Origin of the sequence: Dongia sp., assembly GCF_041905885.1 — a bacterium.
In the GTDB taxonomy this organism is placed as follows: domain Bacteria; phylum Pseudomonadota; class Alphaproteobacteria; order Dongiales; family Dongiaceae; genus Dongia.
This window is the reverse complement of sequence record NZ_JAYRKD010000018.1, coordinates 46,726-73,351: the sequence shown is the minus strand read 5'-3', so window position 1 is coordinate 73,351 and position 26,626 is coordinate 46,726. Positions and strand designations below refer to the sequence as shown.

23 protein-coding genes are annotated in these 26,626 nt (G+C 65.7%); 13 read left to right on the top strand and 10 right to left on the bottom strand.

The features are described 5' to 3' along the window. Positions 1 to 4: 4 nt before the first annotated feature. Positions 5 to 1,687 carry a methyl-accepting chemotaxis protein gene (locus ACH2CY_RS17940; protein WP_395020686.1) on the top strand — a complete coding sequence of 561 codons (1,683 nt, stop codon included), beginning with the start codon at positions 5 to 7 and terminating at the stop codon, positions 1,685 to 1,687. Between the two features lie 6 nt (positions 1,688 to 1,693). Here ACH2CY_RS17940 and ACH2CY_RS17935 read toward each other — a convergent pair whose 3' ends face one another. The 3 genes from ACH2CY_RS17935 to ACH2CY_RS17925 all read right to left on the bottom strand — a co-directional run bounded on the left by ACH2CY_RS17935 (position 1,694) and on the right by ACH2CY_RS17925 (position 6,250). Beyond that, complete coding sequence (locus ACH2CY_RS17935; protein ID WP_395020685.1) at positions 1,694 to 3,781, bottom strand: methyl-accepting chemotaxis protein; 2,088 nt, start codon at positions 3,779 to 3,781, stop codon at positions 1,694 to 1,696. 141 nt (positions 3,782 to 3,922) lie between these two features. After that, on the bottom strand, positions 3,923 to 4,396 hold the full coding sequence (locus ACH2CY_RS17930; protein WP_395020684.1) for a PAS domain-containing protein: 474 nt from the start codon (positions 4,394 to 4,396) through the stop codon (positions 3,923 to 3,925). 45 nt (positions 4,397 to 4,441) lie between these two features. After that, positions 4,442 to 6,250, bottom strand: coding sequence for an ATP-binding protein (locus tag ACH2CY_RS17925; protein WP_395020683.1), 1,809 nt, complete (start codon positions 6,248 to 6,250; stop codon positions 4,442 to 4,444). 414 nt (positions 6,251 to 6,664) lie between these two features. Between ACH2CY_RS17925 and ACH2CY_RS17920 the strand changes: the two genes are divergently transcribed. Further along, a complete protein-coding gene (locus ACH2CY_RS17920) occupies positions 6,665 to 7,696 on the top strand; it encodes an alpha/beta hydrolase (protein ID WP_395020682.1) in 1,032 nt (343 codons plus the stop codon). Here the strand turns inward: ACH2CY_RS17920 and ACH2CY_RS17915 are convergent, their stop codons facing one another. Further along, entirely contained in the window at positions 7,697 to 8,323 is a 627-nt protein-coding gene (locus tag ACH2CY_RS17915) for a helix-turn-helix transcriptional regulator (RefSeq protein WP_395020681.1), read from the bottom strand. It abuts the gene before it with no gap. A gap of 96 nt (positions 8,324 to 8,419) precedes the next feature. Between ACH2CY_RS17915 and ACH2CY_RS17910 the strand changes: the two genes are divergently transcribed. The 5 genes from ACH2CY_RS17910 (at position 8,420) to ACH2CY_RS17890 (ending at position 14,026) form a co-directional block, all read left to right on the top strand. Then, positions 8,420 to 8,608: a hypothetical protein gene (locus ACH2CY_RS17910; protein WP_395020680.1), complete on the top strand. Its 189-nt coding sequence runs from the start codon at positions 8,420 to 8,422 to the stop codon at positions 8,606 to 8,608. 10 nt (positions 8,609 to 8,618) lie between these two features. Further along, positions 8,619 to 10,052, top strand: coding sequence for an MFS transporter (locus ACH2CY_RS17905; protein WP_395020679.1), 1,434 nt, complete (start codon positions 8,619 to 8,621; stop codon positions 10,050 to 10,052). Between the two features lie 100 nt (positions 10,053 to 10,152). Continuing rightward, positions 10,153 to 12,228: an FAD-dependent oxidoreductase gene (locus ACH2CY_RS17900; RefSeq protein WP_395020678.1), complete on the top strand. Its 2,076-nt coding sequence runs from the start codon at positions 10,153 to 10,155 to the stop codon at positions 12,226 to 12,228. 43 nt (positions 12,229 to 12,271) lie between these two features. Next, positions 12,272 to 12,739: a Holliday junction resolvase RuvX gene (gene ruvX, locus ACH2CY_RS17895; protein WP_395020677.1), complete on the top strand. Its 468-nt coding sequence runs from the start codon at positions 12,272 to 12,274 to the stop codon at positions 12,737 to 12,739. Between the two features lie 69 nt (positions 12,740 to 12,808). After that, entirely contained in the window at positions 12,809 to 14,026 is a 1,218-nt protein-coding gene (locus ACH2CY_RS17890) for a CaiB/BaiF CoA transferase family protein (protein WP_395020676.1), read from the top strand. Here the strand turns inward: ACH2CY_RS17890 and ACH2CY_RS17885 are convergent. Both ACH2CY_RS17885 and ACH2CY_RS17880 read right to left on the bottom strand, forming a co-directional pair. Then, complete coding sequence (locus ACH2CY_RS17885) at positions 14,023 to 14,586, bottom strand: hypothetical protein (protein ID WP_395020675.1); 564 nt, start codon at positions 14,584 to 14,586, stop codon at positions 14,023 to 14,025. The genes ACH2CY_RS17890 and ACH2CY_RS17885 overlap by 4 nt on opposite strands. 11 nt (positions 14,587 to 14,597) lie before the next feature. Further along, on the bottom strand, positions 14,598 to 15,671 hold the full coding sequence (locus ACH2CY_RS17880) for an AI-2E family transporter (protein ID WP_395020674.1): 1,074 nt from the start codon (positions 15,669 to 15,671) through the stop codon (positions 14,598 to 14,600). Positions 15,672 to 15,813: 142 nt separating this feature from the next. Here ACH2CY_RS17880 and ACH2CY_RS17875 point away from each other — a divergent pair, with 142 nt between their 5' ends. From ACH2CY_RS17875 to plsY, 3 genes are read left to right on the top strand one after another with little or no spacing between them, the layout of a single operon-like run. Next, positions 15,814 to 16,779: an aspartate carbamoyltransferase catalytic subunit gene (locus tag ACH2CY_RS17875; protein WP_395020673.1), complete on the top strand. Its 966-nt coding sequence runs from the start codon at positions 15,814 to 15,816 to the stop codon at positions 16,777 to 16,779. Between the two features lie 5 nt (positions 16,780 to 16,784). Further along, the gene (locus ACH2CY_RS17870; protein WP_395020733.1) at positions 16,785 to 18,131 is read left to right on the top strand and encodes a dihydroorotase family protein; all 1,347 of its coding nucleotides are present in this window, start codon (positions 16,785 to 16,787) and stop codon (positions 18,129 to 18,131) included. After that, on the top strand, positions 18,131 to 18,775 hold the full coding sequence (plsY, locus tag ACH2CY_RS17865; protein ID WP_395020672.1) for a glycerol-3-phosphate 1-O-acyltransferase PlsY: 645 nt from the start codon (positions 18,131 to 18,133) through the stop codon (positions 18,773 to 18,775). The genes ACH2CY_RS17870 and plsY overlap by 1 nt, the downstream gene beginning before the upstream one ends. On the opposite strand, the gene ACH2CY_RS17860 is transcribed toward plsY, so the two are convergent. Beyond that, the gene (locus ACH2CY_RS17860; protein ID WP_395020671.1) at positions 18,772 to 19,254 is read right to left on the bottom strand and encodes a glutathione peroxidase; all 483 of its coding nucleotides are present in this window, start codon (positions 19,252 to 19,254) and stop codon (positions 18,772 to 18,774) included. The genes plsY and ACH2CY_RS17860 overlap by 4 nt on opposite strands. Positions 19,255 to 19,339: 85 nt before the next feature. Here ACH2CY_RS17860 and dprA point away from each other — a divergent pair, with 85 nt between their 5' ends. Both dprA and topA read left to right on the top strand, forming a co-directional pair. Next, on the top strand, positions 19,340 to 20,506 hold the full coding sequence (gene dprA, locus ACH2CY_RS17855; protein ID WP_395020670.1) for a DNA-processing protein DprA: 1,167 nt from the start codon (positions 19,340 to 19,342) through the stop codon (positions 20,504 to 20,506). Positions 20,507 to 20,572: 66 nt separating this feature from the next. Next, entirely contained in the window at positions 20,573 to 23,347 is a 2,775-nt protein-coding gene (gene topA, locus ACH2CY_RS17850) for a type I DNA topoisomerase (protein WP_395020669.1), read from the top strand. 26 nt (positions 23,348 to 23,373) lie between these two features. Here the strand turns inward: topA and ACH2CY_RS17845 are convergent, their stop codons facing one another. Both ACH2CY_RS17845 and ACH2CY_RS17840 read right to left on the bottom strand, forming a co-directional pair. Continuing rightward, positions 23,374 to 24,387 carry a CBS domain-containing protein gene (locus ACH2CY_RS17845; protein WP_395020668.1) on the bottom strand — a complete coding sequence of 338 codons (1,014 nt, stop codon included), beginning with the start codon at positions 24,385 to 24,387 and terminating at the stop codon, positions 23,374 to 23,376. Between the two features lie 18 nt (positions 24,388 to 24,405). Then, positions 24,406 to 24,705, bottom strand: a complete 300-nt coding sequence (locus tag ACH2CY_RS17840) for a hypothetical protein (RefSeq protein ID WP_395020667.1) — start codon at positions 24,703 to 24,705, stop codon at positions 24,406 to 24,408. A gap of 162 nt (positions 24,706 to 24,867) precedes the next feature. Between ACH2CY_RS17840 and ACH2CY_RS17835 the strand changes: the two genes are divergently transcribed. After that, positions 24,868 to 25,953 carry a lipid A deacylase LpxR family protein gene (locus tag ACH2CY_RS17835; protein ID WP_395020666.1) on the top strand — a complete coding sequence of 362 codons (1,086 nt, stop codon included), beginning with the start codon at positions 24,868 to 24,870 and terminating at the stop codon, positions 25,951 to 25,953. A gap of 27 nt (positions 25,954 to 25,980) precedes the next feature. Here ACH2CY_RS17835 and ACH2CY_RS17830 read toward each other — a convergent pair whose 3' ends face one another. Next, the gene (locus ACH2CY_RS17830; protein WP_395020665.1) at positions 25,981 to 26,502 is read right to left on the bottom strand and encodes a peptidylprolyl isomerase; all 522 of its coding nucleotides are present in this window, start codon (positions 26,500 to 26,502) and stop codon (positions 25,981 to 25,983) included. Positions 26,503 to 26,626 lie beyond the last annotated feature (124 nt).

Genomic DNA, 26,626 nt, shown 5'->3' with positions numbered 1-26,626 from the left:
CATCATGCAGCGACTTTCACTTCGGACCCTCCTGCTGGCTGGGCCGGCGATCGGATGGCTGACCGCGCTGCTGATCACCGCCGTCGGGCTCATCGCGAGCTTTCACCTCAGCACTGCATTTCACCAGGTGGTCGACACCAAGACCGCTTTGCGCAACCACACGCTTATGGATGGGCGGATGGATGGGTTGCGGGACGACGTGCTGCGCGCGCTCAGGATCGCCAATACCGGCGGCGACGAAGAGGCAAAGAAGGAACTCGCCGACGACATGGAAGAGCAGTTCCAGAATATCAAGGACTCGCTCTCGACCAACGTGACGCTGAACCTGCCCGCAGAGATTCTCGCCGGTTACCAGAAGGCCCAGGGCCTGATGGACGGCGTGCTCAGCGCGACCACCGCGGAAGTCCAGCTCGCACTCACCGACCCGAAGGCCGCCGACGCCAAATACGACGAATATGACGGCGCCTTCGAAGAGCTGGAAGGCGTGATGGACGACATCCGCAGCAAGCTGCTCGACACCGATACGGCGATCGAGGCGAGCGGCGATGCCACCTTTCAGTGGATCCCGCTCGTCGTCGGGTTGATCGGCCTGCTCGGCCTGATCGCGCTGACCATCGTCGCCTTCCTGTCCACCCGCACCGCCTTGCGGCTGCTCGGGCGGACCGGCGACGCCATGACCGCTTTGACCGAGAACGTGGAGACCGCGGCGATCCCCTATCTCGAGCGCAACGATCAGATCGGATCGATGGCGCGCGCCATGCAAGTGTTCAAGCAGAGCGGCATGGACCGCTTCCGGCTCGAGGCCGAGCGCACCAACGAGCAGGCATCGCGCGCCAAGCGTGCGCAGACCATCGATACGCTGACCGCCGACTTCGAGCGGCAGGTGACCGCCGTGGTGAAGACCGTCTCGAACTCGGCCGGCGGCATGCAAACCACCGCCAGCACCATGACCGAAACCGCCGAACGGACCGCGAGCCAGGCGGGCGCAGTCGCCAGCGCCTCGGAACAGGCCTCGGCCAATGTCCAGACCGTTGCATCCGCGGCGGAAGAGCTCTCCGCCTCGGTCGCAGAGATCAGCCGACAGATGGCGGAGTCGACCAAAATCGCGGCCGACGCCGTCGCCCAGGCGCACAAGTCCGGCGAACTGGTGAAGGCCTTGTCCGAAGCGGCGCAGAAGATCGGCGCCGTGGTGAGCCTGATCAGCGAAATCGCCAGCCAAACCAACCTGCTCGCGCTCAATGCCACGATCGAGGCCGCACGGGCCGGTGAAGCCGGCAAGGGCTTTGCCGTGGTCGCTTCCGAGGTGAAGTCACTGGCCACGCAGACCGCCAGGGCAACCGAGGAGATCGGCACCCAGATCGGCAGCATTCAGCAGGCGACGGACGAAACCGTGCGCTCGATCGGCGACATTTCGGCGATCATCGCGCGGATCAACGCAATCACCTCCAGCGTCGCAACCGCCGTCGATCAGCAGGGCTCCGCCACCCAGGAGATCGCGCGCAACGTCCAGCAGGCCTCGGCGGGCACACAGGAAGTGTCCTCGAACATCGTTTCCGTAACCGAAGCGGCCGACGAGACCGGGCGGGCCGCCGGTCAACTGCTCGACGCGTCGAAGGATCTGGCCGCGCAGGCCGAGATTATGCGCACCGAAGTCGAGCGCTATATCTCCGGCATCAAGGCCGCCTGACGCCTCTTAACCGGCGCGCACCTTGGCGATGAAGGTGTCGACCTCTTTCCGCAGGGCCTCGGCCTGTTTCGCAAGCTCGCCGGAGGCCTCGCGGACCTGCGACGCGGCGCCGCCGGCGTCCTGGGCGGCGCGCGAGACGCCGCTGATATTGCGCGCGACTTCTTCGGTGCCGGAGGCGGCCTGGGTCGCGTTGCCGGAGATTTCCTTGGTGGCCGCGGTCTGCTCTTCCACCGCGGCGGCGATGGCGGCCGCGATCTCGTTCACGCGGGAGATCGTGGTCTTGACGCTGTTCATGGCGTTGACCGCACTCTCCGTCGTGCTCTGGATGCGGGAGATGCGGCCGGTGATCTCCTCGGCGGCCTTCGCCGTCTGATTGGCGAGGCTCTTCACCTCGCTGGCCACCACGGCGAAGCCCTTGCCGGCATCGCCGGCGCGCGCCGCCTCGATGGTGGCGTTCAGGGCCAGCAGGTTGGTCTGGCCGGCGATGTCGCCGATCAGTTTCACGATGCCGCCGATCTCCGCAGCCGCGGCGGCCAGCTCCGACATCGTGCTGCCGGTGGATTCGACCTCGGTCACCGCATTCCTCGCCGCGGTCGAGCTGTCGTTGACCTGCCGGCTTATCTCCGAGATCGAGGCGGAAAGCTCCTCGGAGGCCGAGGCCACGGTGGTGACGCTGGCCGATGCCTCGGTGGTGGCGGCGGCGACGGCGGCGGCCTGCCGGGTCGCCTCTTCGGCCACGGACGCCATGGACTGAGCGTTGGATTCGAGCTCGACCGCCGAGGCGGAGACCGCCTGGACGACGCCTTGCACCGAGGCCTCGAAACTGTCGGCAAGCTCCAGCATGCCGCGGCGGCGCGCTGCCGAGGCCTCGCGTTCCGCATCCTCGGTCTTGCGGCGCAGCGCCTCGATCTCGATCAGCTTCTGGCGGAAGAATTCGATCGCCTTCGCCATCACGCCGAGCTCGTCGCCGCGCCCGACGCCGGGCACGGTGCCGTCGGTTTTGCCGTCAGCGAGCGTGTTGACCACGCCGGCCAGCGAACGCACCGGCTTGGAGGCCAGGTATCGCACCAGCATCGCCATCACCAAGGCGAGCAGGATCACCAGGATGGCGGACGAGATCTCGATCACATGGGTGACGTCACGGGTCGGCCGATCGACCGTCGCGCCGACCAGGTTCGACATCACGACCCAAGGCGTTTCGGCTCGGCCGAGCTTCACCGGAATGAACAAGCGGTTGACATCGCTCTGGAGCGATTCAGAGAAGTCGGTGGTCTCGTGGGTCTCGCCGGCGGCGGCCTTCTCGAAACCGGCATCGAGCGAAGGCTGGGTGTCGTGGACCTTCTTGCCCAGCCGTTCCGGGTCCTTGTAGGAGACCCAGAGTCCGCCCGATGAAATCAGATAGACGCTGCCGTCGCCGAGCGGCTTCATCGTCGCCAGCTCGGCGTTAAGCGCGCTGAGGTCGATATCGACGCCGGCGGTCCCGAGGGTCTTGCCGTCGACCACGATCGGCACCGTCAGGCTGGTCATCAACACGTCCTTGCCGTTGACCGGGAAGATATAGGGCTCGGTCACCTCCTCCTTCCCGCTCTTGTAGGACTTGGTGAAATAGTCCTGCTCCATGATCACGGCGTCGCTGTTCTGCTGCAGCTTGACCCCGTCGGGCGAGTTCACCGCGTAGAGCGAAGCGCGGCCGCTGCTGTCGTTCACCATTTTCTTCGGATCGGCGTGGTCCTTGTCGGCGCCGTCGAAGGCATCGGGCGCGAATTCGACCCAGGCACCGACCAGGTCCGGCGCCGTCCGGGTTGCATCGAGGGCGATGCGCGCAAGCATCTCGCGCGTGCCCTTCTCCGTCTGGATGGTCGCGGCGTTCTGGGCGAGCAGCCTTGCCAGACGGAACGCCGTCTCGAAACGGAGCTGGATGGCGGTCGCGGCCTGGTCCGCCGCAGCGCGCCCCAGCGCCATCGAGAGCTTCTCGGTCTCGCGTCCGGATTGGGTCGCAACCACGAAGGTAGACGCCGCAAGGCCGATGACCAAGGCGGTGCAAATAGGCAGCAACAGCTTTGCTGCCAATGGAAGCCGGTTCCAGAGACGCATGACGGATCCCCCCGAACGCGCTTTAGCTGCCGTGGAACAGATTCCACAGGCCGACAGGGGCAAATTGCGCCCAGAAACTTTATTTTGTATTAAGCTCTAATTCCTATCGGCCGCCGGACCCGGCGGCGGAGAGCAGCGCGGTCATCCCGGGCGAACCATCTCGATTTCCTGGTAGCAGACGACCATGTCGATGGCGGAGCCATCGCTCGCCAACGGCAGGAGCAGCGTCTCGGCTTCGAGCTTTGCGCCATTTTCAGAGAGCGTCCGGTCGCCGTCATAGACGATCTGGCGCTCCTCGATCACCAGCCGGTAATTCTCCATGATCTCCGCCAGGCTGTTGCCGAAATAGGCCTCTTGGACGCGCTTGCCGGTGCCCTCCTGGCCGCGCAGGCTGGTCGCCCCGGTGCCGATCAACCGGTAGGTCAGACGATATGGCGGCGATTGACCGGGCATCGGCGTGACATCGACCAGCACCAGACCGGGCAGCCAGGGCTTCATCTCGATCGGATCGAGGTCGGCGCGCGCTGGGAACATCCCGCTCCGGCGCTTCGACTGCCAATAGCGGAAGAAGTCCGCGGTTCGCGGATGACAGCGCTCGAGGAAGGCGGCGGCCAACAATTCTCGGGTAATCGGCTTTGAGCATGCGTTGGCTGTCTTCCTTCAGCGGCTCGCCGTCCCCGCGGCGACGACATCTCTCGGCGTCTCCGGCGATATGGCCTTGCCCAGCCGGGATTTCGGGATGCTGACGTAGGCGGTTGCGCCGGCGCCGAGCTCGCTGTCGAGCCAGACCGCGCCGCCATAGGCCTCGACGATGCGTTTCGTGTTCACCAAACCGAGGCCGAGGCCGCCATGGCTGCGACTTTGGCTGCCGGCGAGCTGCACGAAGGGCTGGAACAGCTTGTCGATCTTGTCACGCGGAATGCCGATGCCGCTGTCCGCGACCGAGATTACCAGCGCGCCGGCGGGAGAGCTGTCCGAGGGATCGCTGGCATGGATCGAGATCACTCCGCCTTCCGGCGTGAACTTCACCGCATTGCCGATCAGGTTGAGAAAGACTTGCCGCAGATGCGTCTCGTCGGCCAGCACGGCGGGCAGGTTGTCGCCGAGGTCGAGATCGATCGTGATCTGCTTGGCGGCTGCGATGTCGCGCACCAGGTCGGTGCATTGGGCAAGACAGCGCCGCACGTCGACCGGGTGGTCGCCGGTGCGGAAGGTGCCGGCATCGATCCGGGCAAAATCCAGGATCTCGCGCACGATGCCGAGCAGATGCCCGCCCGCCTTGGCGATGTCGGCAGCATAGCCGCGATAGGCACGCGTCCCGACCGGTCCCATCATCTCCTTCTCGATCACCTCAGAGAAGCCGATGATCGCGTTCAAGGGCGTGCGCAGCTCGTGGCTCATGTTGGCGAGGAAATCCTGCTTGGCGACGTTGGCCGCCTGCGCCTGGACCAGGGCCGCGGCGACTTCCGCGGAATAGGCCTGGTTCCGCCGCATCAATCGCCCGATCCAGACGGTCGCGGCCAGCACGATCAACGTGGTCAACACGGCGAGGGAAAAAGGCCAGATCATCCCCAGCAGCCATTTCCGCTGCAGATCGGCGGTGTCGAACAAGGCGAAGATCATGATCGGCTCGCCGGAAAGGCGGATGTAGGCGAGCAGGCTCTTCCCGTTCTGGACGATGCCCGGCGTCGCATTGCCGCGACCGCGGGTGTTGCCGGCCTGGCTCACGGCGAGATCCGAGATCTCGGGCACCTGCCGGCCCACCCATTCGTTGACCGGCCAGGCCATCAGCACGGTACCGTCGCCGCGGACGAAACCGATCCGGCTCGGCGCCGAGATCAGCAGCCCGTCGTAGCTGCTGCGAAAGGCGGTCGTGCGTACGGCAGCGATGATGTAGCCGACGCCGTAACGGTTGGGGTAGGCCCGCATCACGACCGGCAGGACTTCGGCGCCGCTGTCGCGGCTGACGACGGCGGGGCCGAGAAAGATGCTGCCCGGCGGCTGGTCCTTAAGCGCCTTGAAATAATCTCGGTCGCCGACATAGATCGAGATGTTCTCCTCGCCGAGATCCGCGGGCCGATGCAGGTAGCCCGCGTTGTCGACGAAGCGCAGCGCCACCGGCTCATCCTCGAAGGAGACCATCTGGTTGATGGTCTCCATCAGGTCCGCAAATCCGGCGGTGCCGGCCGGGCCGGAATTCTTCTTCAGCCAATTGTTGGTGATCGTCAGGGCGGACTGCATGACCTCGTAAGTGCGCGCGGTCTGCGCCCGGAGCAGCCGCTGCGCACCCAGGATCTCGAGCCTGGCGGAATGGAAGGTGTCTTCGCGGCGATCCATCGCCACCAGGGCCGTCGCACTCCAGATTCCCAGCAGGATCGCGGCGGAGAAGACGGCGAAGAACAGCAACAGGCGGTCCGGTTTGCCGGGACGCCGCCGCGGTTCTTCGACTTCAGGCGGTTCCAGATCCAACAATCCCCCCGGACAATTCAGGGGATTTTATCCTAGCGTGGTCGCGTCAAGATAGCGGTTTTGTTCGGTTTTTCGCACCGGCGACGTGTTAACGGTCTTTCAACCCGGCTGTGTTTGGATAGCGTCGAAAGATTCTTGTCCGGAGTTGAACCACCTCTCTTCCAACCCCCACAAACGATAACGCGCGCGTCAGCGCACGCCTTTCCGGCGCAGGTGAAGCATTGCTTCGCGCCGCCGGAACACGAGGGCCGCGGGTGCTCGGGGGTCCCGCGGCCCTCGCCCAATTCCGGCCTTCGGATTCTCGGCCTGTGACGAACGTCCCACTTCGCAGCCTTAAGCCGCGACGGTCCTAGCCCCTGAGGCTAGCTTGCCTGTGCCGGCAATCGACGCCGGCTTCGGCAGGGAGCTCGGGTCATGGCTGTCACGGTCTACTTCGGCACCAACCGCAACGCGATCCTCGGACCGGTGCCCAACAATTTCGGCACGGATTTCAGCCCCAATGGCGGCCTCGCCTGCGGCCGGGCGGTCATCACCTCCGTCGCCGACGAAAGCGAGATCGGCAATTCCAACATCGCGATCGATGCCGTCACGGCGGGCGGCTTCTCGCCCGCGCTGCAAACCGAGATCGCCGGCGGCAACGCGAAGCACCTGCTGATCTATCTGCACGGCTTCGACTATCGCTTCCGCGAAGTGATGATGCGCGCCGCTATGCTCGGCGACTGGTTCGGCAAGGGCTCGCCGAAAGTTCCTTCCACCCTGCTCGCCTTCACCTGGCCGTCGCTCGGCAGCCTCAGCATCGACGCCTATCGTACCGACTACCGCAGCTCAGGCCTCTCCGGCATCGCCTTCAGGAGCTTCCTGCAGGCGGCGCTACCGACCTTACGCGCCTTCAAGCAAGGCGGCGCCAACCGCCGCGTGACCCTGCTGGCGCACAGCATGGGCAACCATTTCCTGCGCGCTGGACTGGCCGCGGCCGTCGGCACCGCGCCGGGCCAGATCTCGCCCGCCGACCTCAAGACGGTGGTCGACCGCGTCGTGCTGGCGGCATCGGACGAGGACGTGGATTCGCTGTCGCGGCCAGACGGGCTGGGGACCAGCCTCGGCATCTGCGACCGGGTCTATCTCTATTACAACAACCAGGACGTCCCCTTGAGCCTGATCAGCCGTCCCGTGCACGGCATCGGCAGGCTCGGCGTGGACGGCCCGCCCGACAAGGAGAGTTTCCTCGGCCACAACATCACTTTCGTGAACTGCTCGGCCGCCAATCCCTTCGTCAACAAGAAGAAGGAGATCCGCCTCGACCCGCAATGGCACCAGTATTATCGCCTGGTGCCGGAGGTGAGGAACGATATCTGCGGTGCGATGCTGGGTCTCGACGACACCGCCCTGCCGAATCGCACATACCGAAAGAAGGGCAACTACTGGCGGCTCGATCTGGCGAAATAGCTACCGCGCGCTGATCCGATAGACGCAGCGCCGCGCGCCGGCGACGATGTGCTCGTCGCGCTCGACGCTGACGTCCCTGCCGAGGGCTTCGCGGAACAGTGCCAGCTCCGAGCGGCAGAAGCCTTGGCAGGCCTTGGCGGCGACGCAGATCGGGCAGTGGTTCTCGATCAACAGCAGGACGCCCTCGCCGCCGGGCGCGGTGGTGGCCATGTAGCCCTCTTCGCTGCGGATCCTGGCGAGCCGCTTCACCTTCTCCTTCAGCGACGCGGCGCCGTCCAGCGCGCGGCGATAGGTCGATAGCGCCGCCTTCTCGCGCGCCCCGATCACCGAATCGAGCATCGCCTCGCCGCCGGTCTTGCGGATCGCGGTGATCAGCTCCAGCGTAAGCCCGGCGTGGTTGTCCGGAAAGCGCGCATGGCCGGCCTCGGTCAGCGACCAGATGCGCTTCGGCCGCCCGACGCCTTCGCTCTGATCGACCGCTTCGACCAGCTCCTCCTCCAGCAGGCGCGCGAGATGCTGACGCGCGCCGACCGCGGTCATGCCGAGCTTGCGGCCGAGTGCTTCCGCGGTCTGCGGACCGGCGGACTTCAGCGCATGCAGGACGCGGAGCGAGCCTCGATGTTTCATGCCGATGACACTAGCACGGGGCCGATAATTTGAAAAGTATTTGCTTTTCAAATTACGACGCGCTAAGAGGGAAAACCTGAACCTGCCGAGGTGCCCATGCCTCTCGCCCTGCCCTTGCGCCTCGTCGCCCTGCTGCACGCACTGCGCCTCCCTGATTTGCGGCAGAGCGAGCCGCGCAAACGCGGCAAGATCGATCTCTGCGTCCTGCCGCCCTATCTGCGACGCGACATCGGGTTCGAGACCTTCCGCTGCGAGACCCGCGAGGACTGGCGCACCTTCCGATGAGATTGGGCCGATGAGCTCCGCCGTTGAAAATGCGCAGCCGGTGCGCCTGCTGCGCCGCCAGAATATCGCGCCGCTGATCCTGGTCAATCTCGGCGTCGGGTTGCACGCCACGATCTGGTACATGGCGACGACGGCGATGCCGAGCGCGGTCGAGGAGCTCGACGCCGCCGCCTATTTGAGCTGGGCGACCAGCCTCTATCTCATGACCTCGATCCTCGGCGGCGCGATGCTGCCGCCGATCAAGGCGCGTTTCGGCCCGCGCAACGCGATGATGGTGTTCGGACTGGTGGTCGTCGCCGGCGGCGTCCTCGCCGCAATCGCACCGAACATCGGCTTCATCCTGGCCGGCCGCGCGATCCAGGGGTTGGGCGAGGGCTTCCTGCTGGCACTGAGCTACACCTTGGTGCGCGAGCTGTTCGACAACGCACTGGTGCCGCGGGTCGGCGGCATCGAAGCGGTAACCTGGGCCTGCGCCGTCTTCATCGGCCCGCTGCTCGGCGGCTGGCTGACCGATCTCGGCAGCTGGCGCCTCGCTTTCTTCGGTTCGGGCATGCTGCCTTTGCCGATGATGGCATTGGGCTGGGTGATTCTGCGCCGGCATCCCTATGAGAAGATCGCGCAGTCGGCGCCGATGCTGCGACTGCTGCTGCTCGCGATCGGCGTGATGGCGATCGCCGTCGCCGACCGGCTCTCGGTGCTGGTCGAAGGCGAGTTCGGTCCCCTGCTCGGCTTCGCCGCGGTTCCCTTCGGCATCGTCGTGATCGCCCTCACCTTCGCGCTCGACCGGCGCAGCCGGAACAAGCTCTTCCCCACCGCCTTCCCCGGGTTCCGCCATCCCGCATGCCTCGGCATCTGGGTGCTGGCGCTGATGGCGCTGTCGGAAGCCGCGGTCTATGTCTATGGACCTTACATATTGCAGATCTATCGCGGCCTGACGCCGACCTGGGCCGGCTATTTCGGCGCGATCCATGCGATCGCCTGGTCGTTGACCGCGATGCTGGTGGCGCCGCTCGGCGCCCGCTGGCACGACCATGCGATCATTGCCGGCCCGACCTTGCTGGCGATCGGCCTGGCGGGCCTCGCCTTCACCCTCGCGACCAGCCCGCTCCCGATCATCGCGATCGCGATGGTGCCGATCGGCTGCGGCTTCGGCATCTCCTATTCCTTCCTCAGCCAGCGCATCATGGGAAGCGCGGATCCCGGCGAGGAAGATGCGACCATCGCCTCGATGTCCACCATCTTCGGCATGGGCGGCGCCATCAGCGCGGCGGTTTCAGGCCTGGTCGGCAACAGCATCGGGCTCGATCGCCCGCTCACCGTCGCGATCGTCGAGCAGGCCTCGCTCATTCTCTATGGCGGCGGAGCGCTGCTGGCCGGGATCGGCATCCTGTTCGCCTGGCGGATAGTCCGTGTCTACGCCGTGCATCCACGGCGTGCGGCCTGAATCGGCATTATCTATGCCGTCGCTCATTTAATTCGATTTTCCATATACACTCCCCTTCGGGCAATCTGCGGCCCTGTTTCGTTTGGGAGTGCCTGTCCTTATGCCGCGTGACCCGCGCTACGACATCCTGTTCGAACCGGTGAAGATCGGTCCGCTCACCGCGAAGAATCGCTTCTACCAGGTGCCGCATTGCAACGGCCAGGGCTACCGCGACCCTTCCGCCATGATCAAGATGCGGCAGAACAAGGCCGCCGGCGGCTGGGCGGTGATCTGCACCGAGCAGGTCGAAATCCACCACACCTCGGAGATCACGCCCTTCATCGAGCTCCGGATGTGGGACGACCGCGACCTGCCGATCTTCGAGCGGATCGCCAGGGTGGTGCACGACCAGGGGGCACTAGCCGGGACCGAGCTCGCCTATAGCGGCATGAACGGCGCCAACTTCACGACGCGCGAGACGCCTCTCGGGCCCAGCCATCTGCCGATCGCCACCTTCACCTACGACCCGATGCAAGCGCGGGCGATGGATCAGGCGGACATCCGCGATCTCCGGCGCTGGCATCGCAACGCGGCGATCCGGGCCAAGCGCGCGGGCTTCGACATCGTCTATGTCTATGCCGCGCATGGCTTCAGCGTGTTCCAGCATTTCCTGTCGCGTCGCTACAACCACCGCTCCGACGAATACGGCGGCAGCCTCGAGAACCGCATGCGCCTGCTGCGCGAGGTGACCGAGGACACCAAGGAAGCGGTCGGCGATACCTGCGCGGTCGCGGTGCGCTTCGCCATGGAAGAATTGATGGGACCGGACGGCATCACCAAGTCCGAGGCCGAGGAGGTGATCGGCCGCATGGGCGAGGTGCCGGACCTCTGGGACCTCACCATGGGCAGCTGGGACATCGATTCCCGCACCTCCCGCTTCGTCGAGGAAGCCGGCGAAGAAGAGTATGTGCGCGGCGTGAAGGCGCTGACCTCCAAGCCGGTGGTCGGCGTCGGCCGCTTCACCTCGCCGGACCAGATGGTACGGCAGATCAAACAGGGCCTGCTGGATTTCATCGGTGCGGCACGGCCCTCGATCGCCGACCCCTTTCTCCCGAAGAAGATCGAGGAAGGCCGCATCGAGGACATCCGCGAGTGTATCGGCTGCAACATCTGCGTCTCCGGCGACATGACCATGTCGCCCAGCCGCTGCACCCAGAACCCCGCCATGGGCGAGGAATGGCGCAAGGGCTGGCATCCGGAATTCATCCGCGCCAAGGAATCCGAGGCGCGGGTGCTGATCGTCGGCGCCGGTCCGGCCGGGCTGGAAGCGGCGCGGGCCTTGGGCCAGCGCGGTTATGACGTGGCGCTGGCCGAAGCGACCACCGAGCTCGGCGGTCGCGTCGCCCGTGAGCAGAAGCTGCCCGGTCTCTCGGCCTGGGGCCGCGTGAAGGACTATCGCGCCCTCCAGCTTTCGAAGATGGCGAATGTCGAGATCTTCTACGACAGCCGGCTCGACGCCGCCCAGGTGCTGGAGTTCGGCTTCGGCCAGGTGCTGGTCGCGACCGGCTCGACCTGGCGGCGCGACGGCGTTGCGCATTCCCACACCCTGCCGATGCCGATTGCGGCGGATGCCGAGATCCTGACGCCGGATGACCTGATGGCGGGCAAGCGCCCGGTTGGCAAGACGGTGACGCTCTACGACGACGATCACTACTATATGGGCGGCGTGCTGGCGGAGCTGCTGCAGCGCGAGGGCTTCGTGGTCACCCTGGTGACGCCGGCGACGGAAGTTTCCAACTGGGCGCGCAACACCATGGAGCAGTTCAAGATCCAGGCGCGGTTGCTCGAGCTCGGTGTCGAGATCGTCACCGGCCGCGCCGTCTCTGCCGTGCGGAAAGGCGGGATCGAGACCGCCTGCGTCTTCACCAGCCGGACCGACAAGCGCGCTGCCGACAGCGTGGTAATGGTGACCGCGCGCCTGCCCAATGACCGGCTCTATCTTGACATGAAGGCACGGGAGAAGGATTGGGCCGATGCCGGGATTATTGGCGTGAAATGCGCCGGCGACGCCTGGGCGCCCTCGACCATCGCGGGCGCGGTCTATGGCGGCCGCCGCTATGCCGAAGAGATGGATGCCCCACCGATCGGCGACGCCCTGCCCTTCCGGCGCGAGATCACGGAATTGCTGCCGGAGTGACGGCAGGGTTTACGGGAGCGCCGGGCGCGCGTATCAAACGCCGATGATCTGCGCGACCCCCAACGAACTCGTCGCCGCCCTGCCGCGCCATGCGCGCCTCGCCGGACTGGATCTCGGCGAGAAGACCATCGGCATCGCGATCGGCGATCCGGGGCACCTTGTCGCCTCACCACTGACCACGATCCGGCGCAGCAAGTTCACCAAGGATGCGACCGAGCTCCTGCGCATCCTCGACGAGCGCCAGATCGGCGGCCTCATCATCGGCCTGCCGCTCAACATGGACGGCACGGAGGGGCCGCGCTGCCAGTCCGTCCGGCAATTCGCCCTGAACCTCAAGCCGATGCGCGATTTGCCGATCGCCTTCTGGGACGAGCGCATGTCCACCATGGCGGTCACCCGCGGCATGATCGAAGCGGATCTCTCGCGGGCGAAGCGCGCCAAGGTGGTCGATCAATCGGCCGCCGCCTTCATCCTGCAAGGCGCGCTGGATTCCCTGCACCGGGGGCGCTGAGACCACTCCTCGCTTGCTTTTGCCCAGCCGCCCCCCGAGAGTGGCGGACAATAAGCATGGGGAGCTTCAATGTCCGGACCGCTGACCGGCCTTCGGGTTTTCGATTTGACGCGTATCCTGGCCGGGCCGATGTGCACCCAGATCCTCGGCGATCTCGGCGCGGACATCATCAAGATCGAGCGGCCGGGTGCCGGCGACGATACGCGCAAATGGGGCCCGCCCTTCGTCAAGGACGCGGCCGGCAACGACACTACCGAGAGCGCCTACTATCTCGCGATCAATCGCAACAAGCGCTCGGTCACCTTGGACGTCGCCAAGCCGGAAGGCCAGGAACTGGCCAAGCGGCTGATCGCGCGCTGCGACATCTTCATCGAGAATTTCAAGGTCGGCGATATGGCCAAGTATCGCCTGAACTACGACGAGCTGAAATTCGAGTTTCCGCGGTTAATTTACTGCTCGATCACCGGCTTCGGACAGACCGGTCCCTATGCCAACCGCGCCGGTTACGATTTCCTGGCGCAGGGCATGGGCGGGATCATGAGCATCACCGGCAATCCGGACGGTGAGCCGACCAAGGTCGGCGTTGCCGCCACCGACATCGTGACCGGCATCTTCACCTCAACGGCGATCCTCGCCGCACTCCAGCACCGTCATGTGACCGGCCTGGGCCAGTATGTCGACATGGCCCTGCTCGACTCCCAGGTGGGCTGGCTCGCCAATGCCGGCTTGCAGTATCTCACCTCGGGCAGGGTGCCGGTGCGGCTCGGCAACGAGCATCCGTCGATCGTGCCCTATTCGGTGGTGAAGTCGGCCGACGGCTTCTTCATCCTCGCGGTCGGCAATGACAGCCAGTTTCAGAAATTCTGCAACTTCGCCGGCAAGCCGGAATGGGCGACGGACGAACGCTTCAAGACAAACCCGGCGCGGGTGAAGAACCGGGTCGAATGCTACGCACTCGTGAACGGCGTCACCGCGACCAAAACAACGTCCTACTGGATGGAAGGCTTGGAGAAGCTCGGCGTGCCGGTCGGCCCGGTCAACGACATCGGCCAGGTCTTCGCCGACCCGCAGGTCCTGGCGCGCGGGATGAAGGTGACGATGCCGCACCCGCTCGCCGGCTCCGGCCATGTCGATCTCATCGGCAATCCGATCAAGCTCTCGGAATCGCCCGTGGACTACAAGCGCCCACCACCGGTCTGCGGCCAGCACACGGACGAAGTGCTGAAGGAACTGCTGTTCCTGGAGGAGAAGGAAATCGCGGAGTTGCGGGCGAAGGGGATCGTCTAGCTATAGGCTTCCGGCGCGGAGCCTTCTTCCCCGGCGATGCCACGTTTAGCGCGGATCTTGCGCCTCATTCGGACGAACGCATCGCCGTTCAGAAACAAGAAGCCACCGACGATGACCCGAAACAAGGTGCCACCGAAGTTTGCAGTGTCGGGCGACACGAGAATAGATGACGCCGGGCCTATGGCCAGCTGGAGCGTGAGGTATCGGACCAAAAAATGGACGACGTCGGCCAGACCCATGATCAGGAAATACAGGCCGAGAATTGCAACAGCCGTTTGCTCCAGCCCGCTGAGATCGGCGGGGGCCAAGATCTCAACCTCCGTCTTGCCCCGGAGCACGAGCCGATCGGCGATCTCCTCGGCAAAGCCATAAATGAGAACCGCGCAGCAGAATGAAATCGCGAGCGGGAAGATAGCCGAATCAAAGATCCGCTGATTGAAGGTCACCGGCGCGTAGTAGCGCGCGGCGGTGAAAGCCATCGGCAGCGAGACCAAGATATCAACAATGACGATGACCGCGCCGATCCGAAGGGCGATGTGAGCCAGATCGCGCAGAGTCATGCTCACCCCGGTCAAACCAGCCCGCGCGCCTTCAATTCGTCCTTGATATAGGCGTAGTAGATCGGCGCGGCGACGACGCCGGGGATGCCGAAGATCGCGTCCATCACCAGCATGGCCAGCAGCAGCTCCCAGGCGCGGGCGTGGATCTGGCCGCCGATGATCCGGGCGTTGACGAAGTATTCCAGCTTGTGGATGCCGACCAGGAACACCAGCGAGCCGATCGCGGCATAGAGTGAGACGCTGAGGCTCACCACCACGATGACCGTGTTGGAGATCAAGTTGCCGATCACCGGCAGCAGGCCGGCGACGAAGGTCACCAGGATCATGGTCTTGGTGAGCGGCAGGTTGACGCCGAGCATCGGCAGGATCAGCACCAAGTAGATCGCCGTCAGCGTGGTGTTGAGCGCCGAGATCCGGATCTGCGCGAAGACGATGCGGCGGAAGGACATGCCGAGACGCGAGACCCGCTGCTCCAGCGCGCGGGAGAGCACGGGCAGCTCGCGGGTCGGCCTGAGATCGGTCAACGCCACCATCGCGCCGATGATCATGCCGACCAAGAGGTGCAACAGCACGCCGCCGGCGCGCTCTCCGAAGATCTGCAGCCCGCGCGCATTCGCCCGCAGCCAGCCGGCGGCGGTGTTTTCGATCTCGTTGACATTGGCCGGCAGGTATTCGCGCGCCCAGGGCGGCAGGTAGGCGCGGGCCGAGCCGACGATGTCGGCCATCTTCTGCATCAGGACCGGGAGGTTGTCCGACCGGTCGGTGACCAGGCTGGCGAGGCTCCAGCCGCCGAGCACCAAGGCGAGGACGACCACCAAGGCCACCAACCCGACCGCGATCCAACCGCCGACCCGACGGCTGACGCCGATCCAGTGGTGCCGCGCGGCAATGACCTGGACCAGCTCGAAAACCAGCAATCCGGCCAGCAGGCCCGCGATCAGGTGCAGCCAGAGCACCGCCACCAGGGTGACGCCCATGATCACCCAGGCCGCGATGTCGCAGCGGAACATCAGCCGCTGGTCGGGATAGCGGATCGGCTCCAGCTTTGCTTCGGGTTTGGCAGCGACTTGCGAGCGGTGCTTCATCTGGGTTCTGAAATGGCGGCCCGGTGGCCTTGGGTCAAGCCATTATATGTCCCTGGACCGGGGGCGAGCCCCGGAATCTTCACTAAAATCCCCTCTCGCGAATCGTTGACCTGAAGGCCCCCGCCCCTATGATGCGCGGTCAATGAGCGACCCCGCCCGCAAGCCCGCCGCCTTCTTTCCCCACCGGCATCTGCTGGGAATCGAAGGACTTTCGGCGGACGAGATCACCCGGTTGCTCGATCTCTCCCAGTCCTATGCCGAGCAGCCGAAAGACGACCCGCGGGCCCGCGCCCTGCTGCGCGGCCGGACCGTCATGAACCTGTTTTTCGAGAACTCGACCCGGACCCTGACCTCGTTCGAGCTGGCTGCGAAACGGCTGGGCGCGGATGTCATCAACATGGCGGTCGGCACCAGCTCGATCAAGAAGGGTGAGACCCTGCTCGACACCGCGATGACCCTGAACGCCATGGGCCCGGACGTGATGATCGTGCGCCATCCGGAATCCGGCGCGGTCAGCCTGCTGTCGCAGAAGGTGGACGGCGCGGTGGTCAACGCCGGCGACGGCCGCCACGAGCACCCGACCCAGGCGCTGCTCGACGCACTCACCATCCGCCGCCGCCGCGGCAAGATCCAGGGCCTGATCGTCGCGATCTGCGGCGACGTACTCCATTCCCGGGTCGCGCGCTCGAACATCCATCTGCTGACCAAGCTCGGCGCCAAGGTGCGCGTGATCGCGCCGACGACCCTGCTGCCCTCGCAGGTCGATAAGATGGGCGTCGAGGTGTTCACCGACATGCGCAAGGGGCTCAAAGACGCCGACGTGGTGATGATGCTGCGCCTGCAGCTGGAGCGCATGCAGGGCGCCTATGTCCCGTCGATCCGCGAATACTTCCACTTCTTCGGCCTCGACTACGAGAAGCTGGAGGTCGCCAAGCCCGATGCGATCATCATGCATCCCGGCCCGATGAACCGCGGCGTCGAGATCGATTCCGAACTGGCCGACGACATCAACCGCTCGGTGATCCGCGAGCAGGTCGAGATGGGTGTCGCCGTGCGCATGGCCTGCCTCGATGCGCTCAATCGCAATCTGACCGGGGCCAACGCATGAGCCCCATGAGCCAGCGGCAAGCTTCCGGCACGCACCGCCCGCCGAAGCGCCAGACCCGGCCGTTGGCACTGATCAATGCGCGGCTGATCGATCCCGCCAGCAACCGCGACGAGACCGGCGGCGTGTTGGTCGAGGACGGCGTCATTCGCGATCTCGGGGGCCAGATCACCCGCAACGATCTGCCGGAAGGCGCCGAAGTCATCGACTGCCACGGCGACGTGCTCTGCCCGGGCCTCATCGACATGCGCGTGCAGCTGCGCGAACCCGGCGAGGAGCACCAGGAGACGATCGAGACCGGCAGCCTGGCGGCGGCCGCGGGCGGCGTCACCTCGATGGTGACCCTGCCCAACACCGACCCGATCATCGACGATGTCGCCGGCGTCGAGTTCATTGCGCGGCGCGCCCGCGAGACCAAGCGGGCCAAGATCTATTGCTATGGCGCGCTGACCCGCGGCCTCGAAGGCAAGGACCTGGTGGAGATGGGCCTGCTCTCGGCCAGCGGCGCGCTCGGCTTCACCGATGCCCTGCACGCCGTCGCCGACGCCCAGGTGATGCGCCGGGCATTGAACTACGCGAAGTCCTTCGGCTTGCTGGTGATTCAGCACCCGGAGGAGCCGCGGCTCGCCGCCGGCGGGGCCATGAACAACGGGGCGCTCGCGACCAAGCTCGGCCTCGGCGGCATTCCGAACTGCGCCGAAGTGATGCTGATCGAGCGCGACCTGCATCTCGTGCGCATGTCGGGCACCCGCTATCACGTGGCACATGTCTCGACCGCCGCCGCCGTGGAGGCTATCCGCAAGGCCAAGCAGGAAGGTCTGCCGGTCACTTGCGACACCGCCCCGCCCTATTTCTCGCTGAACGAGGCGGAGATCGGCGATTACCGCACCTTCGCCAAGCTGTCGCCGCCGCTCCGCGACGAGAGCGACCGGCGCGCCATCGCCGCCGCCGTCGCGGAAGGGATCATCGACTGCATCGCCAGCGACCACTCGCCGCATGATGTCGAGAGCAAGCGCGTGCCCTTCGCTCAGGCCGCAGCCGGCGGGATCGGGCTTGAGACTTTGCTTCCGGTGAGCCTCGGTCTCACGCACAACCGCTCGGTCTCGCTGTCGAACCTCCTGAAATGCATGACCAGCCGGCCGGCCGAGATCCTTGGCCTGCCGCAGGGCCGCCTCGCCAGGGGCGCACCCGCCGACATGACGCTGATCGACCTCGAGCACGAGCATAAGATCGACCTCGGCGCCTTCCATTCGAAGTCGAAGAACTCGCCCTATGACGGACGGCAGGTGCAGGGCGCCGTGCGCCGCACCTTCGTCGATGGCCGGCAGGTGTTTGCCGCCCTGGGCACGAACTGATGGACCCGACCGATCTGATCGCCGCGATCGTCGGCGGCTATCTGCTGGGCTCGATCCCGTTCGGCCTGATCCTGACAAGGATGGCGGGGCTCGGCGACATCCGCAGCATCGGTTCCGGCAACATCGGCGCGACCAACGTGCTCAGGACCGGCAACAAGAAGCTGGCGCTGGCGACCCTGCTGCTCGATGGCGCCAAGGGCGCGGTCGCCGTGTTCCTGGCGCGCTGGCTCTTCCTCGATCCCCTGCTGCCGGTGATCGCCGGCGCCGCCGCCTTCGTCGGCCACATCTTTCCGGTCTGGCTGAAGTTCAAGGGCGGCAAGGGCGTCGCCACCGCACTCGGCACTTGGCTGGCGCTGGCCTGGCCGATCGGCGTGCTCGCCTGTCTGACCTGGCTGGCGGTCGCGTTCGTCTTGCGCTACTCGTCGCTTTCGGCACTGCTGGCCGTGGCATTGGCCCCGTTCTATGCGATCTTCCTCGGGACCCCGGCGCTCATCGGGTTCGGGATCGGCGTCGCGATCCTGGTCTGGATCCGCCATCACGAGAACATCCGCCGCCTCCTGAAAGGCGAAGAGCCGAAGATCGGCAAGAAGAAGCCGGTCGAGGCCGCGCCGATGGGCCACAACGGCGGCCCGCCGCTGGCCTAGCCCAGCAGCTTCTCGATCCGCGGCCGGATCTTGTGCGGCTTGGTGATCGAGCCGAGGCGTGCGACGGGCCGGCCCGAGCGGTCGATCAGGAACTTGGTGAAATTCCACTTGATCGAGCTGGTGCCGAGAAAGCCGCGGGCTTGCCCGGTCAGCCAGCGGTAGAGCGGATGCGCTTCCGGGCCCTTGACCGCGATCTTGGCGAAGATCGGGAAGCGGATGTCATAGATCTGCTGGCAGAAGCGCTCGATCACTTCGGCGCTGCCCGGCTCCTGCTCGCCGAACTGGTTGCAGGGAAAGGCCAGCACGGAGAAGCCGCGCGGGCTGAGATCCTTATGGAGCTGGTTAAGCCCGGTATATTGCGGGGTGAAGCCGCAATGGCTGGCGGTGTTGACGATCAGCAGCACCTCGCCGCGATAGCGGCTCAAGGGCACTTCTCGCTCGTGGAGATCGCGGACGGTGAAGTCGTAAACACTGGTCATGCCGCCGCGTTCATAGCCGATTCTTCGCCAGCCACAACCATTCACTTCACCTAATACAACTGGACATTGCCGTCAGGCCGATTGATTGTCGCTCCAGTTGCGGTTATGTTCCGCCCTCATGAGGATCGAGGACAAAGAGCGGCTGGATTGGTTGCGCCTCGCGCGCAGCAGCGGCATCGGGCCGGTGACGGTCCGGGATTTGATCGCCTTCACTGGCACGGCTGCGAAAGCGCTCGAGGCCCTGCCCGATCTCGCGCGGCGCGGCGGCGGCGCGCGGCCGGTGCGGATCTGTGCGAAGGCAGAGGCCGAGCGGGAGATCGAAGCTCTTGCGAAACGCGGCGCCCGCCTGATTGCCCGGGTCGAGCCGGATTACCCCGAGGCGCTCGCCGCCCTCGAGGATGCGCCGCCGGTCATCGCCGTGAAGGGCCGCGCCGACCTCCTCCAGCCGAACAAGATCGCCCTGGTCGGCGCCCGCAACGCCTCGGCGAACGGGCGCCACATCGCTTCCAACCTGGCCGCCGGTCTGGCCGGCGCTGGTGCCGTCGTGATCAGCGGCATGGCACGGGGGATCGACACCGCCGCCCATCTCGGTGCGCTCAACGCCCGGTCCGAGACCGGCGGCACGATTGCCGTCGTCGCCGGCGGGATCGACGTCCTCTATCCCCCGGAGAATGGTGCCTTGTTCGAACGGCTGGGGGCCGAGGGCCTGATCGTCGCCGAGGCGGCGCTGGGGACCGAACCCGCCGCCCGGCACTTTCCGCGGCGCAACCGGATCATCTCCGGTCTCTCCCGGGCGGTCGTCGTGGTCGAGGCGGCGCTGCGGTCCGGCTCCTTGATCACCGCCCGTTACGCCCTAGATCAGGGCCGTGAAGTCATGGCGGTCCCCGGCTCTCCGCTCGATCCCCGCTGCCGTGGGGCCAATCGTCTCATCCGCGACGGTGCCCGCCTGGTCGAGGATTTCGAGCAGGTTCTGGAGTCCCTGGACGGGCTTGCAGGGCCGAACTTAAGGTTTCACGAGAACTTGAATTTTAGCGAACAAGCTACTGAAATTAATACACTAAGCGAGACGGATCGGGTCCGAAATGAAGTGCTTTCACTCCTTGGCCCCAGCCCGGTGATGGTTGACGAACTGGTCCGGCAATGTCATTGCTCGCCCCCCGTTCTGGGCATGGTGCTGTTGGAATTGGACTTGGCAGGCCGGCTGGAACGGTACCCGGGGAACCGGGTCTCCCTGCTGATGCAGGCCGCTTGAGCGCCCGAAAACCGGGTCGAGAGCAGAGATTAACGCCGCGATCTTAAGGGCTGAACGAAGCAATCCATGAAAGTCGTCGTCGTCGAATCCCCGGCCAAGGCCAAGACCATCAACAAGTATCTTGGCGGCGATTATAAGGTGCTGGCCTCCTTCGGGCATGTGCGCGACCTGCCGCCGAAGGACGGGTCGGTGCGGCCGGAGGAAGACTTCGCCATCACCTGGGAAGTCGAAGGCCGCGGCGCCGCAAGGATCAAGGAGATTGCCGAGGCCGCCAAAGGCGCCGACAAGCTGATCCTGGCAACCGACCCGGATCGCGAGGGCGAGGCGATCTCCTGGCATATCCAGGAAGAGATCCGCGGCAAGAAGCAGTTCAAGACCCTGCCGATCGAGCGGGTCGCCTTCAACGAGATCACCAAGCGTGCCGTGGCCGAGGCCATCGCCAACCCGCGCAAGATCGACCAGGAGCTGGTGGACGCCTATCTGGCGCGCCGGGCGCTGGACTACCTGGTGGGCTTCACCCTTTCGCCGATCCTCTGGCGCAAGCTTCCGGGCAGCCGCTCGGCCGGCCGGGTGCAGTCGGTGGCGCTGCGCATCATCTGCGAGCGGGAATCCGAGATCGAGGCCTTCCGGCCGCGCGAGTTCTGGACCATCGAAGTCGTGTTCAAGGCGCCGGATGGCACTGTCTTCACCGCCCGCCTCACCCATCTCGACGGCAAGAAGCTCGACAAGTTCGACCTCGCCGACGAGGCCTCGGCCAAGGCCGCAGCCGCCAAGCTGGAGGCCGGCGCGCCGTTCACGGTCTCGAATGTCGAGCGCAAGACGGTCAAGCGGAACCCCTACCCGCCCTTCATGACCTCGACCCTGCAGCAGGAAGCCTCGCGCAAGCTTGGCTTCGGCGCGGCGCAGACCATGAAGATCGCCCAGCGCCTCTATGAAGGTGTCGATCTCGGCGGGGAGACGGTCGGCCTGATCACCTATATGCGTACCGACGGCGTCACCCTCTCCCAGGACGCGATCGACGCCGGCCGGAAGCTCATCGCCGAGCAATACGGCAAGGAATACCTGCCGGATGCCCCGCGCATCTACAAGACCGTCGCCAAGAACGCCCAGGAAGCCCACGAGGCGATCCGACCGACCGATCTGTTCCGCCGGCCGGACCAGGTGAAGCGCTTCCTGCGCGACGACGAGTTCAAGCTCTATGACCTGGTGTGGAAGCGCACCCTCGCCTCGCAGATGGAGAGCGCCGAGCTGGACCAGGTCGCGGTCGATATCCTTACCGCAAACAAGCAGGCGACGTTGCGCGCCACCGGTTCGGTGGTGAAGTTCGACGGCTTCCTGACCCTCTATTCCGAGGACCGTGACGATCCGGTCGAGGGCGACGACGAGAACAGCCGCCGCCTGCCCTCGATGAAGGTCGGCGACCAGCCGCAGTCACAAGAGGTGAAGCCCGAGCAGCACTTCACCCAGCCGCCGCCGCGCTATTCCGAGGCCTCGATCATCAAGCGGCTGGAAGAGCTCGGCATCGGCCGGCCTTCGACCTATACCTCGATCCTGCAGACCCTCGAGGACCGCCAGTATGTCAGGCTCGAGAAGCGCCGCCTGATCCCCGAGGATCGCGGCCGCCTGGTCACCGCGTTCCTCACCAGCTTCTTCGACCGCTATGTGCAGTACAACTTCACCGCGGCACTCGAAGAGAAGCTCGACGATATCTCCGGCGGCCGCGCCCAGTGGAAGCAGGTGCTGCGCGAGTTCTGGGAAGACTTCTCCCGCCTGCACCAGCAGGACGAGGAAGAGCAGAAGGACGGCCTGCCCTCGATGTCCGACGCGGTCCAGTTCCTGGACAAGGGCATCGGCAAGCGCTCGATCGTGATCGACGTCCTCAACGATCTCCTGGCGCCGCATTTCTTCCCCAACCGCGGCGACGGCAAGGACCCGCGGCTTTGCCCGGCCTGCAGCAAGGGCGAGCTCGGCATCAAGCTCGCCAAGAACGGCGCCTTCATCGGCTGCAGCAATTACCCGGATTGCCGCTACACCGTGCCGCTCGCGGTGCAGACCGCCGAGACCATGGATGCGGCGGCGGCCGGCCCGGTCGAGCTCGGCAAGGCCGAGGACGGCACGCCGATCACGCTCCGCAAAGGTCCGTACGGCCATTACGTGCAGCTGGGCGAAGGGGCGGAAGGTGAGAAGCCGAAGCGCCAGTCGATCCCGAAAGGCATCGAGCCCAACGACGTGACCATCGACCAGGCGCGCCGGCTGCTTTCACTGCCGCGCACCGTCGGCAACCATCCGGAGACGCAGAAGCCGATCCTGGCCGGCATCGGCCGCTTCGGTCCCTATCTGCAGCATGACGGCAAGTACAAGTCGATCCCCAAGGACGACGACGTGCTGACCATCGGCATGAACCGCGCGATGGAGATCCTCTCCCAGGAGAGCAAGGGCCGTGGCCGTGGCCAGGCCGCTCCGGGCAAGGAGATCGGCAAGGACCCGGCCTCGGGCGAGACCGTCACCCAGCATGAAGGTCGCTACGGGCCCTATGTGAAGATGGGCAAGGTGAACGCCACGATCCCGGGCTCCATCGAACCCTCTTCGCTGACGCTGGACCAGGCGCTGTCGTTGATCGCCGCCCGCGCCGAGAAGATAGCGATGGACGGCGGCGGCAAGCCGAAGCGCGGCGCCAAGAAGACGGCGAAGAAGAAAGAGGCTGCTGCACCGGCGGGCCTGAGCGAAGAAACCGCCAAGGCGCCGAAGGTCGCGGAGAAGAAGGCCGCCGCGAAGAAGGCCCCGGCCACCAAGAAGGCGGTTGCCAAGAAAGCGACCACGAAGAAGAGCGCGGCGGAATAGCCTCGGGCGGCGTCAGCGCCTTCTTCTCACTCGCCCCAGATCAGGAACAGGCCGATATCGCCGGGGAAGCCGCCGGGGAAATCCAGCACGCGCGCGGCCAGGCGGAAGCCCCGCGCCTTCAGCTCGCGCTCCCAGCGCAGGAAGACTTCGGCGGCTTCGCCGCGCAGGGTCTTCGGCCAATCCGGCTCCGGCACGTTGATGGCGCGGCCGCCGTCGCTGCAGAGGTCGTGCGGGAAGCGGAGCAGCATGAACTCCTTCTGCCCATGCTGCGCCGCCTCGCGTGCCTTGTGCAGCATGTTGCGCCAGGTCTCGTCGCCGATGTGATGGTCGATCAACTGCTCGACCGTATGGCGGCGCGCGGCGGCGTCGGCGCGGCGCGCCTCCGCCTGGCGCAGCTGCTCCTCGTGCTTCGAATCCGTGGCCAGGGCGCGGAACAGGCCGACGTCGAATCCATCGCCCGTGGCCGGTCGCCCCGCCGCAGGCGCTGCCGCCGCATCGGGCCGACGCGCGCGCTTCAGCCGCTCCTCCAGGGAGAGCAGCGCGTCGAACGGATGCAGGATGCTCGGGCGCGATTCGCCTTCGCCTTCCGTCGCCTCGCGGTCGAACGAGCGCAGCAGATCGACACGGCTGACGATGCCGACGATCCGCCCGTCGCGCAGCACCGGCACCCGCTTGATGCGATAGGAGGAGAAGAGATGCGCGAGTTCGGCAACGTCGGTGTTCTCGGTCACGGTCACCACCGGCGCCGACATGATTTCCTTCGCCAGCTGATCCTTGGTCCGCAGCTGCGCCATGTATTCCTTGCTGAGCGGCTCACCCTCGGCCAGCATCTCGAGCCACCAGGCGCGGCGCGCGGCGCGGCCGGACTCGTCACGACGCAGCAGGTCGCCTTCGCTGACGATCCCGATCGGCGTTCCCGATCCGTCGACCACCGGCACCGCGCTGACGCGGTTCTCCAGCAACAGCTTGGCGATCCGGCTGGCCGGTGTATCCGGGGTGATCGTCACCACCGGCGCCGTCATGATTTCATCCGCACGCATCGTCAGTCACGCATCCGTTCACTGCTGCCGCAGATAGGTATCCGGCGCCGCCGCGGCGTCCCGGCTGGGATGCGTGGCGATGAAATGCCGCAGCACCGCCTGCAGCACCGTGACGTGATGCTGGTCGCCCCGCTTCTCCGCCGCGGCGATATCGTCAAGGATGTAGCGCTGGACGCAGAGCGCGCCGGATGTGTTGCGACAGAGATAGTTGCCGAGCTCGGTCGCGACGATCGGCGGAATATGCTCGTGCTCGGCGATGGCTTCGACTTCGCGGCGGTTCAACCCGCACAAGGCGATACAGTCCTCGTAGGTGAGCATGGCACCCTCCTCTCCGTGGCGATCGGATTCTGCCACCCGGGCGCTCCGCGGGATTTGATTTGGAGCAATCCCGGCCGCGGCGGATAGTCCGGCCAGGCAGGGAACCAGTGCAATTTCCGGGACTTACTCCCGGGAGGACAGCTTCTTTACGGTGGGATTTCAATGAAATCGGTGTCTTCCAAGGTCCAGCTGAGGCCGGCCCGACGCGCAGCGCTGGGGTTCGGGCTGGTCTGCTTGGCTCTGGCCGCGCCCGCGGCGGCCCAGGAGGGCAAGGATCCGGCGGAAGGCACCGACTGGGGCCGGCTCACGATCATCGAGGAAAACGACTCGATCCTGCTCGACGACGATCGCTACTACACCCAGGGCGCCCAGTTCACTTGGCTCTCGCCCAGCATCGGTGCCGACACCGGCTTCTATGAGCCGTTCGAGTGGCTCGCCGGCGGGGTCTTCGCGCCGTTCAACAGCGGCGGCCAATGGCGCCAGCGGCACTACGAGATTCTGCTCGGACAGCAGATCTTCACGCCGGAGGCAACCCATCTCGCCAATCCGCCGGAAGACGACCGGCCCTATGGCGGCTGGCTCTATGCCGGCATCGGCATGATCCAGGACACCGATCATCGTGAGCTCGATCACCTCGAGATCGTCGGCGGCATCATCGGCGAGCACTCGATGGGCCGGAACGCGCAGAACGACTGGCACCAGTTCATCGGCGTCGATGAGGCACAGGGCTGGGACCATCAGATCCATTCCGAGCCCGGCATCATGATCTCCTACGAGCGCAAGTGGCGCTTCAACCAGCCGCTGTTCTGGGGCCAGGAGATCGAGGCGATCCCGGAGCTCGGCGCGACCGTCGGCAACGTCATGACCTATGGCGAGACCGGCATCTCGCTGCGCTTCGGCCAGGGCCTCAAGGCCGATTACGGCCAGCAGCGGATGCGGCCATCGACCTCGGGGACCAGCTATTTCAATTCCGAAGCGATGACCAGCCCGTTCGGCTATTACATCTACGTCGCGGCGCAGGGCCGTGCGGTCGGGCGCAACATCTTCCTCGACGGCAACACCTTCCGCGACGACAGCCGCAGCGTGGACAAGGAGCCGCTGGTCGGCGATCTCTCGGCCGGCGTAGCGCTGTTCTGGACCGACAACTTCCGGATGGACGCCTCGGCCACCTATCGCACCAAGGAGTTCGAAGGCCAGGACGGCGACCGCGTCATCTTCGGCGGCTTTAACATCTCCTTCGGGCTCTAACCCACCCGACGGTGGTCCGGCCGACCGCTATTCCTGCAGGTAGCGGGCTTCCTCGACCAGGATGACGTGATAGCCGAACTGGGTCTTTACGGGGACCTTGCTGAACTCGCCCGGCTTCATCGCGAAGGCGGCATCGGCAAACTCCTGCACCATCGTGTTGCGGCTGAACCAGCCGAGGTCGCCGCCCGCCTCGCCACTCGTGGTATCGATTGAGCGACTCCTGGCCAGCTTTGCGAAATCCGCGCCGCCCTTGAGCTCCTCGATGATCTCCTCCGCCTCTGCCTCGTCCCGGACCAGGATGTGGCGGGCCCTGAGCTCCACGATATTGCTATGGGCCGCTTTCGCCGCCGCCACCGCATCTTCCCGTTCCAGAGCGGACCGCCTCTCTTCCGCCAGTCCGGCATGCGCCCCGTCAGGAAAGAGCAGCAGGTAGTATGTGAAGAATCGCGTATCTTTGCTGTCCTTGATGACGCCCCATAACTCTGCTTCTGTGTCGGCCGAAGTCTGAGCCGAGGCCGTCGCCGCACTGTGCAGCACCAGGCCGGTCACCAGCAGCAGCCGGCACGCAGACCGCAAGCATCGGGCCAAACTTAACAAGCGTACCATCGGTGACTCCCACGGTTTGTCGATGGGTATCACAAGGGTGCGAAAGATGGCCAGTGCGTCGGGGCGC

What these genes read in the sequence shown, in the direction of transcription:
- ACH2CY_RS17940 (WP_395020686.1), top strand. Translation starts at nt 5, where the DNA reads ATGCAGCGACTTTCACTTCGGACCCTCCTGCTGGCTGGGCCGGCGATC.
- ACH2CY_RS17935 (WP_395020685.1), bottom strand. Translation starts at nt 3,781, where the DNA reads ATGCGTCTCTGGAACCGGCTTCCATTGGCAGCAAAGCTGTTGCTGCCT.
- ACH2CY_RS17920 (WP_395020682.1), top strand. Translation starts at nt 6,665, where the DNA reads ATGGCTGTCACGGTCTACTTCGGCACCAACCGCAACGCGATCCTCGGA.
- ACH2CY_RS17915 (WP_395020681.1), bottom strand. Translation starts at nt 8,323, where the DNA reads ATGAAACATCGAGGCTCGCTCCGCGTCCTGCATGCGCTGAAGTCCGCC.
- ACH2CY_RS17910 (WP_395020680.1), top strand. Translation starts at nt 8,420, where the DNA reads ATGCCTCTCGCCCTGCCCTTGCGCCTCGTCGCCCTGCTGCACGCACTG.
- ACH2CY_RS17905 (WP_395020679.1), top strand. Translation starts at nt 8,619, where the DNA reads ATGAGCTCCGCCGTTGAAAATGCGCAGCCGGTGCGCCTGCTGCGCCGC.
- ACH2CY_RS17900 (WP_395020678.1), top strand. Translation starts at nt 10,153, where the DNA reads ATGCCGCGTGACCCGCGCTACGACATCCTGTTCGAACCGGTGAAGATC.
- ruvX (WP_395020677.1), top strand. Translation starts at nt 12,272, where the DNA reads ATGATCTGCGCGACCCCCAACGAACTCGTCGCCGCCCTGCCGCGCCAT.
- ACH2CY_RS17890 (WP_395020676.1), top strand. Translation starts at nt 12,809, where the DNA reads ATGTCCGGACCGCTGACCGGCCTTCGGGTTTTCGATTTGACGCGTATC.
- ACH2CY_RS17885 (WP_395020675.1), bottom strand. Translation starts at nt 14,586, where the DNA reads ATGACTCTGCGCGATCTGGCTCACATCGCCCTTCGGATCGGCGCGGTC.
- ACH2CY_RS17880 (WP_395020674.1), bottom strand. Translation starts at nt 15,671, where the DNA reads ATGAAGCACCGCTCGCAAGTCGCTGCCAAACCCGAAGCAAAGCTGGAG.
- ACH2CY_RS17875 (WP_395020673.1), top strand. Translation starts at nt 15,814, where the DNA reads ATGAGCGACCCCGCCCGCAAGCCCGCCGCCTTCTTTCCCCACCGGCAT.
- ACH2CY_RS17870 (WP_395020733.1), top strand. Translation starts at nt 16,785, where the DNA reads ATGAGCCAGCGGCAAGCTTCCGGCACGCACCGCCCGCCGAAGCGCCAG.
- plsY (WP_395020672.1), top strand. Translation starts at nt 18,131, where the DNA reads ATGGACCCGACCGATCTGATCGCCGCGATCGTCGGCGGCTATCTGCTG.
- ACH2CY_RS17860 (WP_395020671.1), bottom strand. Translation starts at nt 19,254, where the DNA reads ATGACCAGTGTTTACGACTTCACCGTCCGCGATCTCCACGAGCGAGAA.
- topA (WP_395020669.1), top strand. Translation starts at nt 20,573, where the DNA reads ATGAAAGTCGTCGTCGTCGAATCCCCGGCCAAGGCCAAGACCATCAAC.
- ACH2CY_RS17845 (WP_395020668.1), bottom strand. Translation starts at nt 24,387, where the DNA reads ATGCGTGCGGATGAAATCATGACGGCGCCGGTGGTGACGATCACCCCG.
- ACH2CY_RS17840 (WP_395020667.1), bottom strand. Translation starts at nt 24,705, where the DNA reads ATGCTCACCTACGAGGACTGTATCGCCTTGTGCGGGTTGAACCGCCGC.
- ACH2CY_RS17835 (WP_395020666.1), top strand. Translation starts at nt 24,868, where the DNA reads ATGAAATCGGTGTCTTCCAAGGTCCAGCTGAGGCCGGCCCGACGCGCA.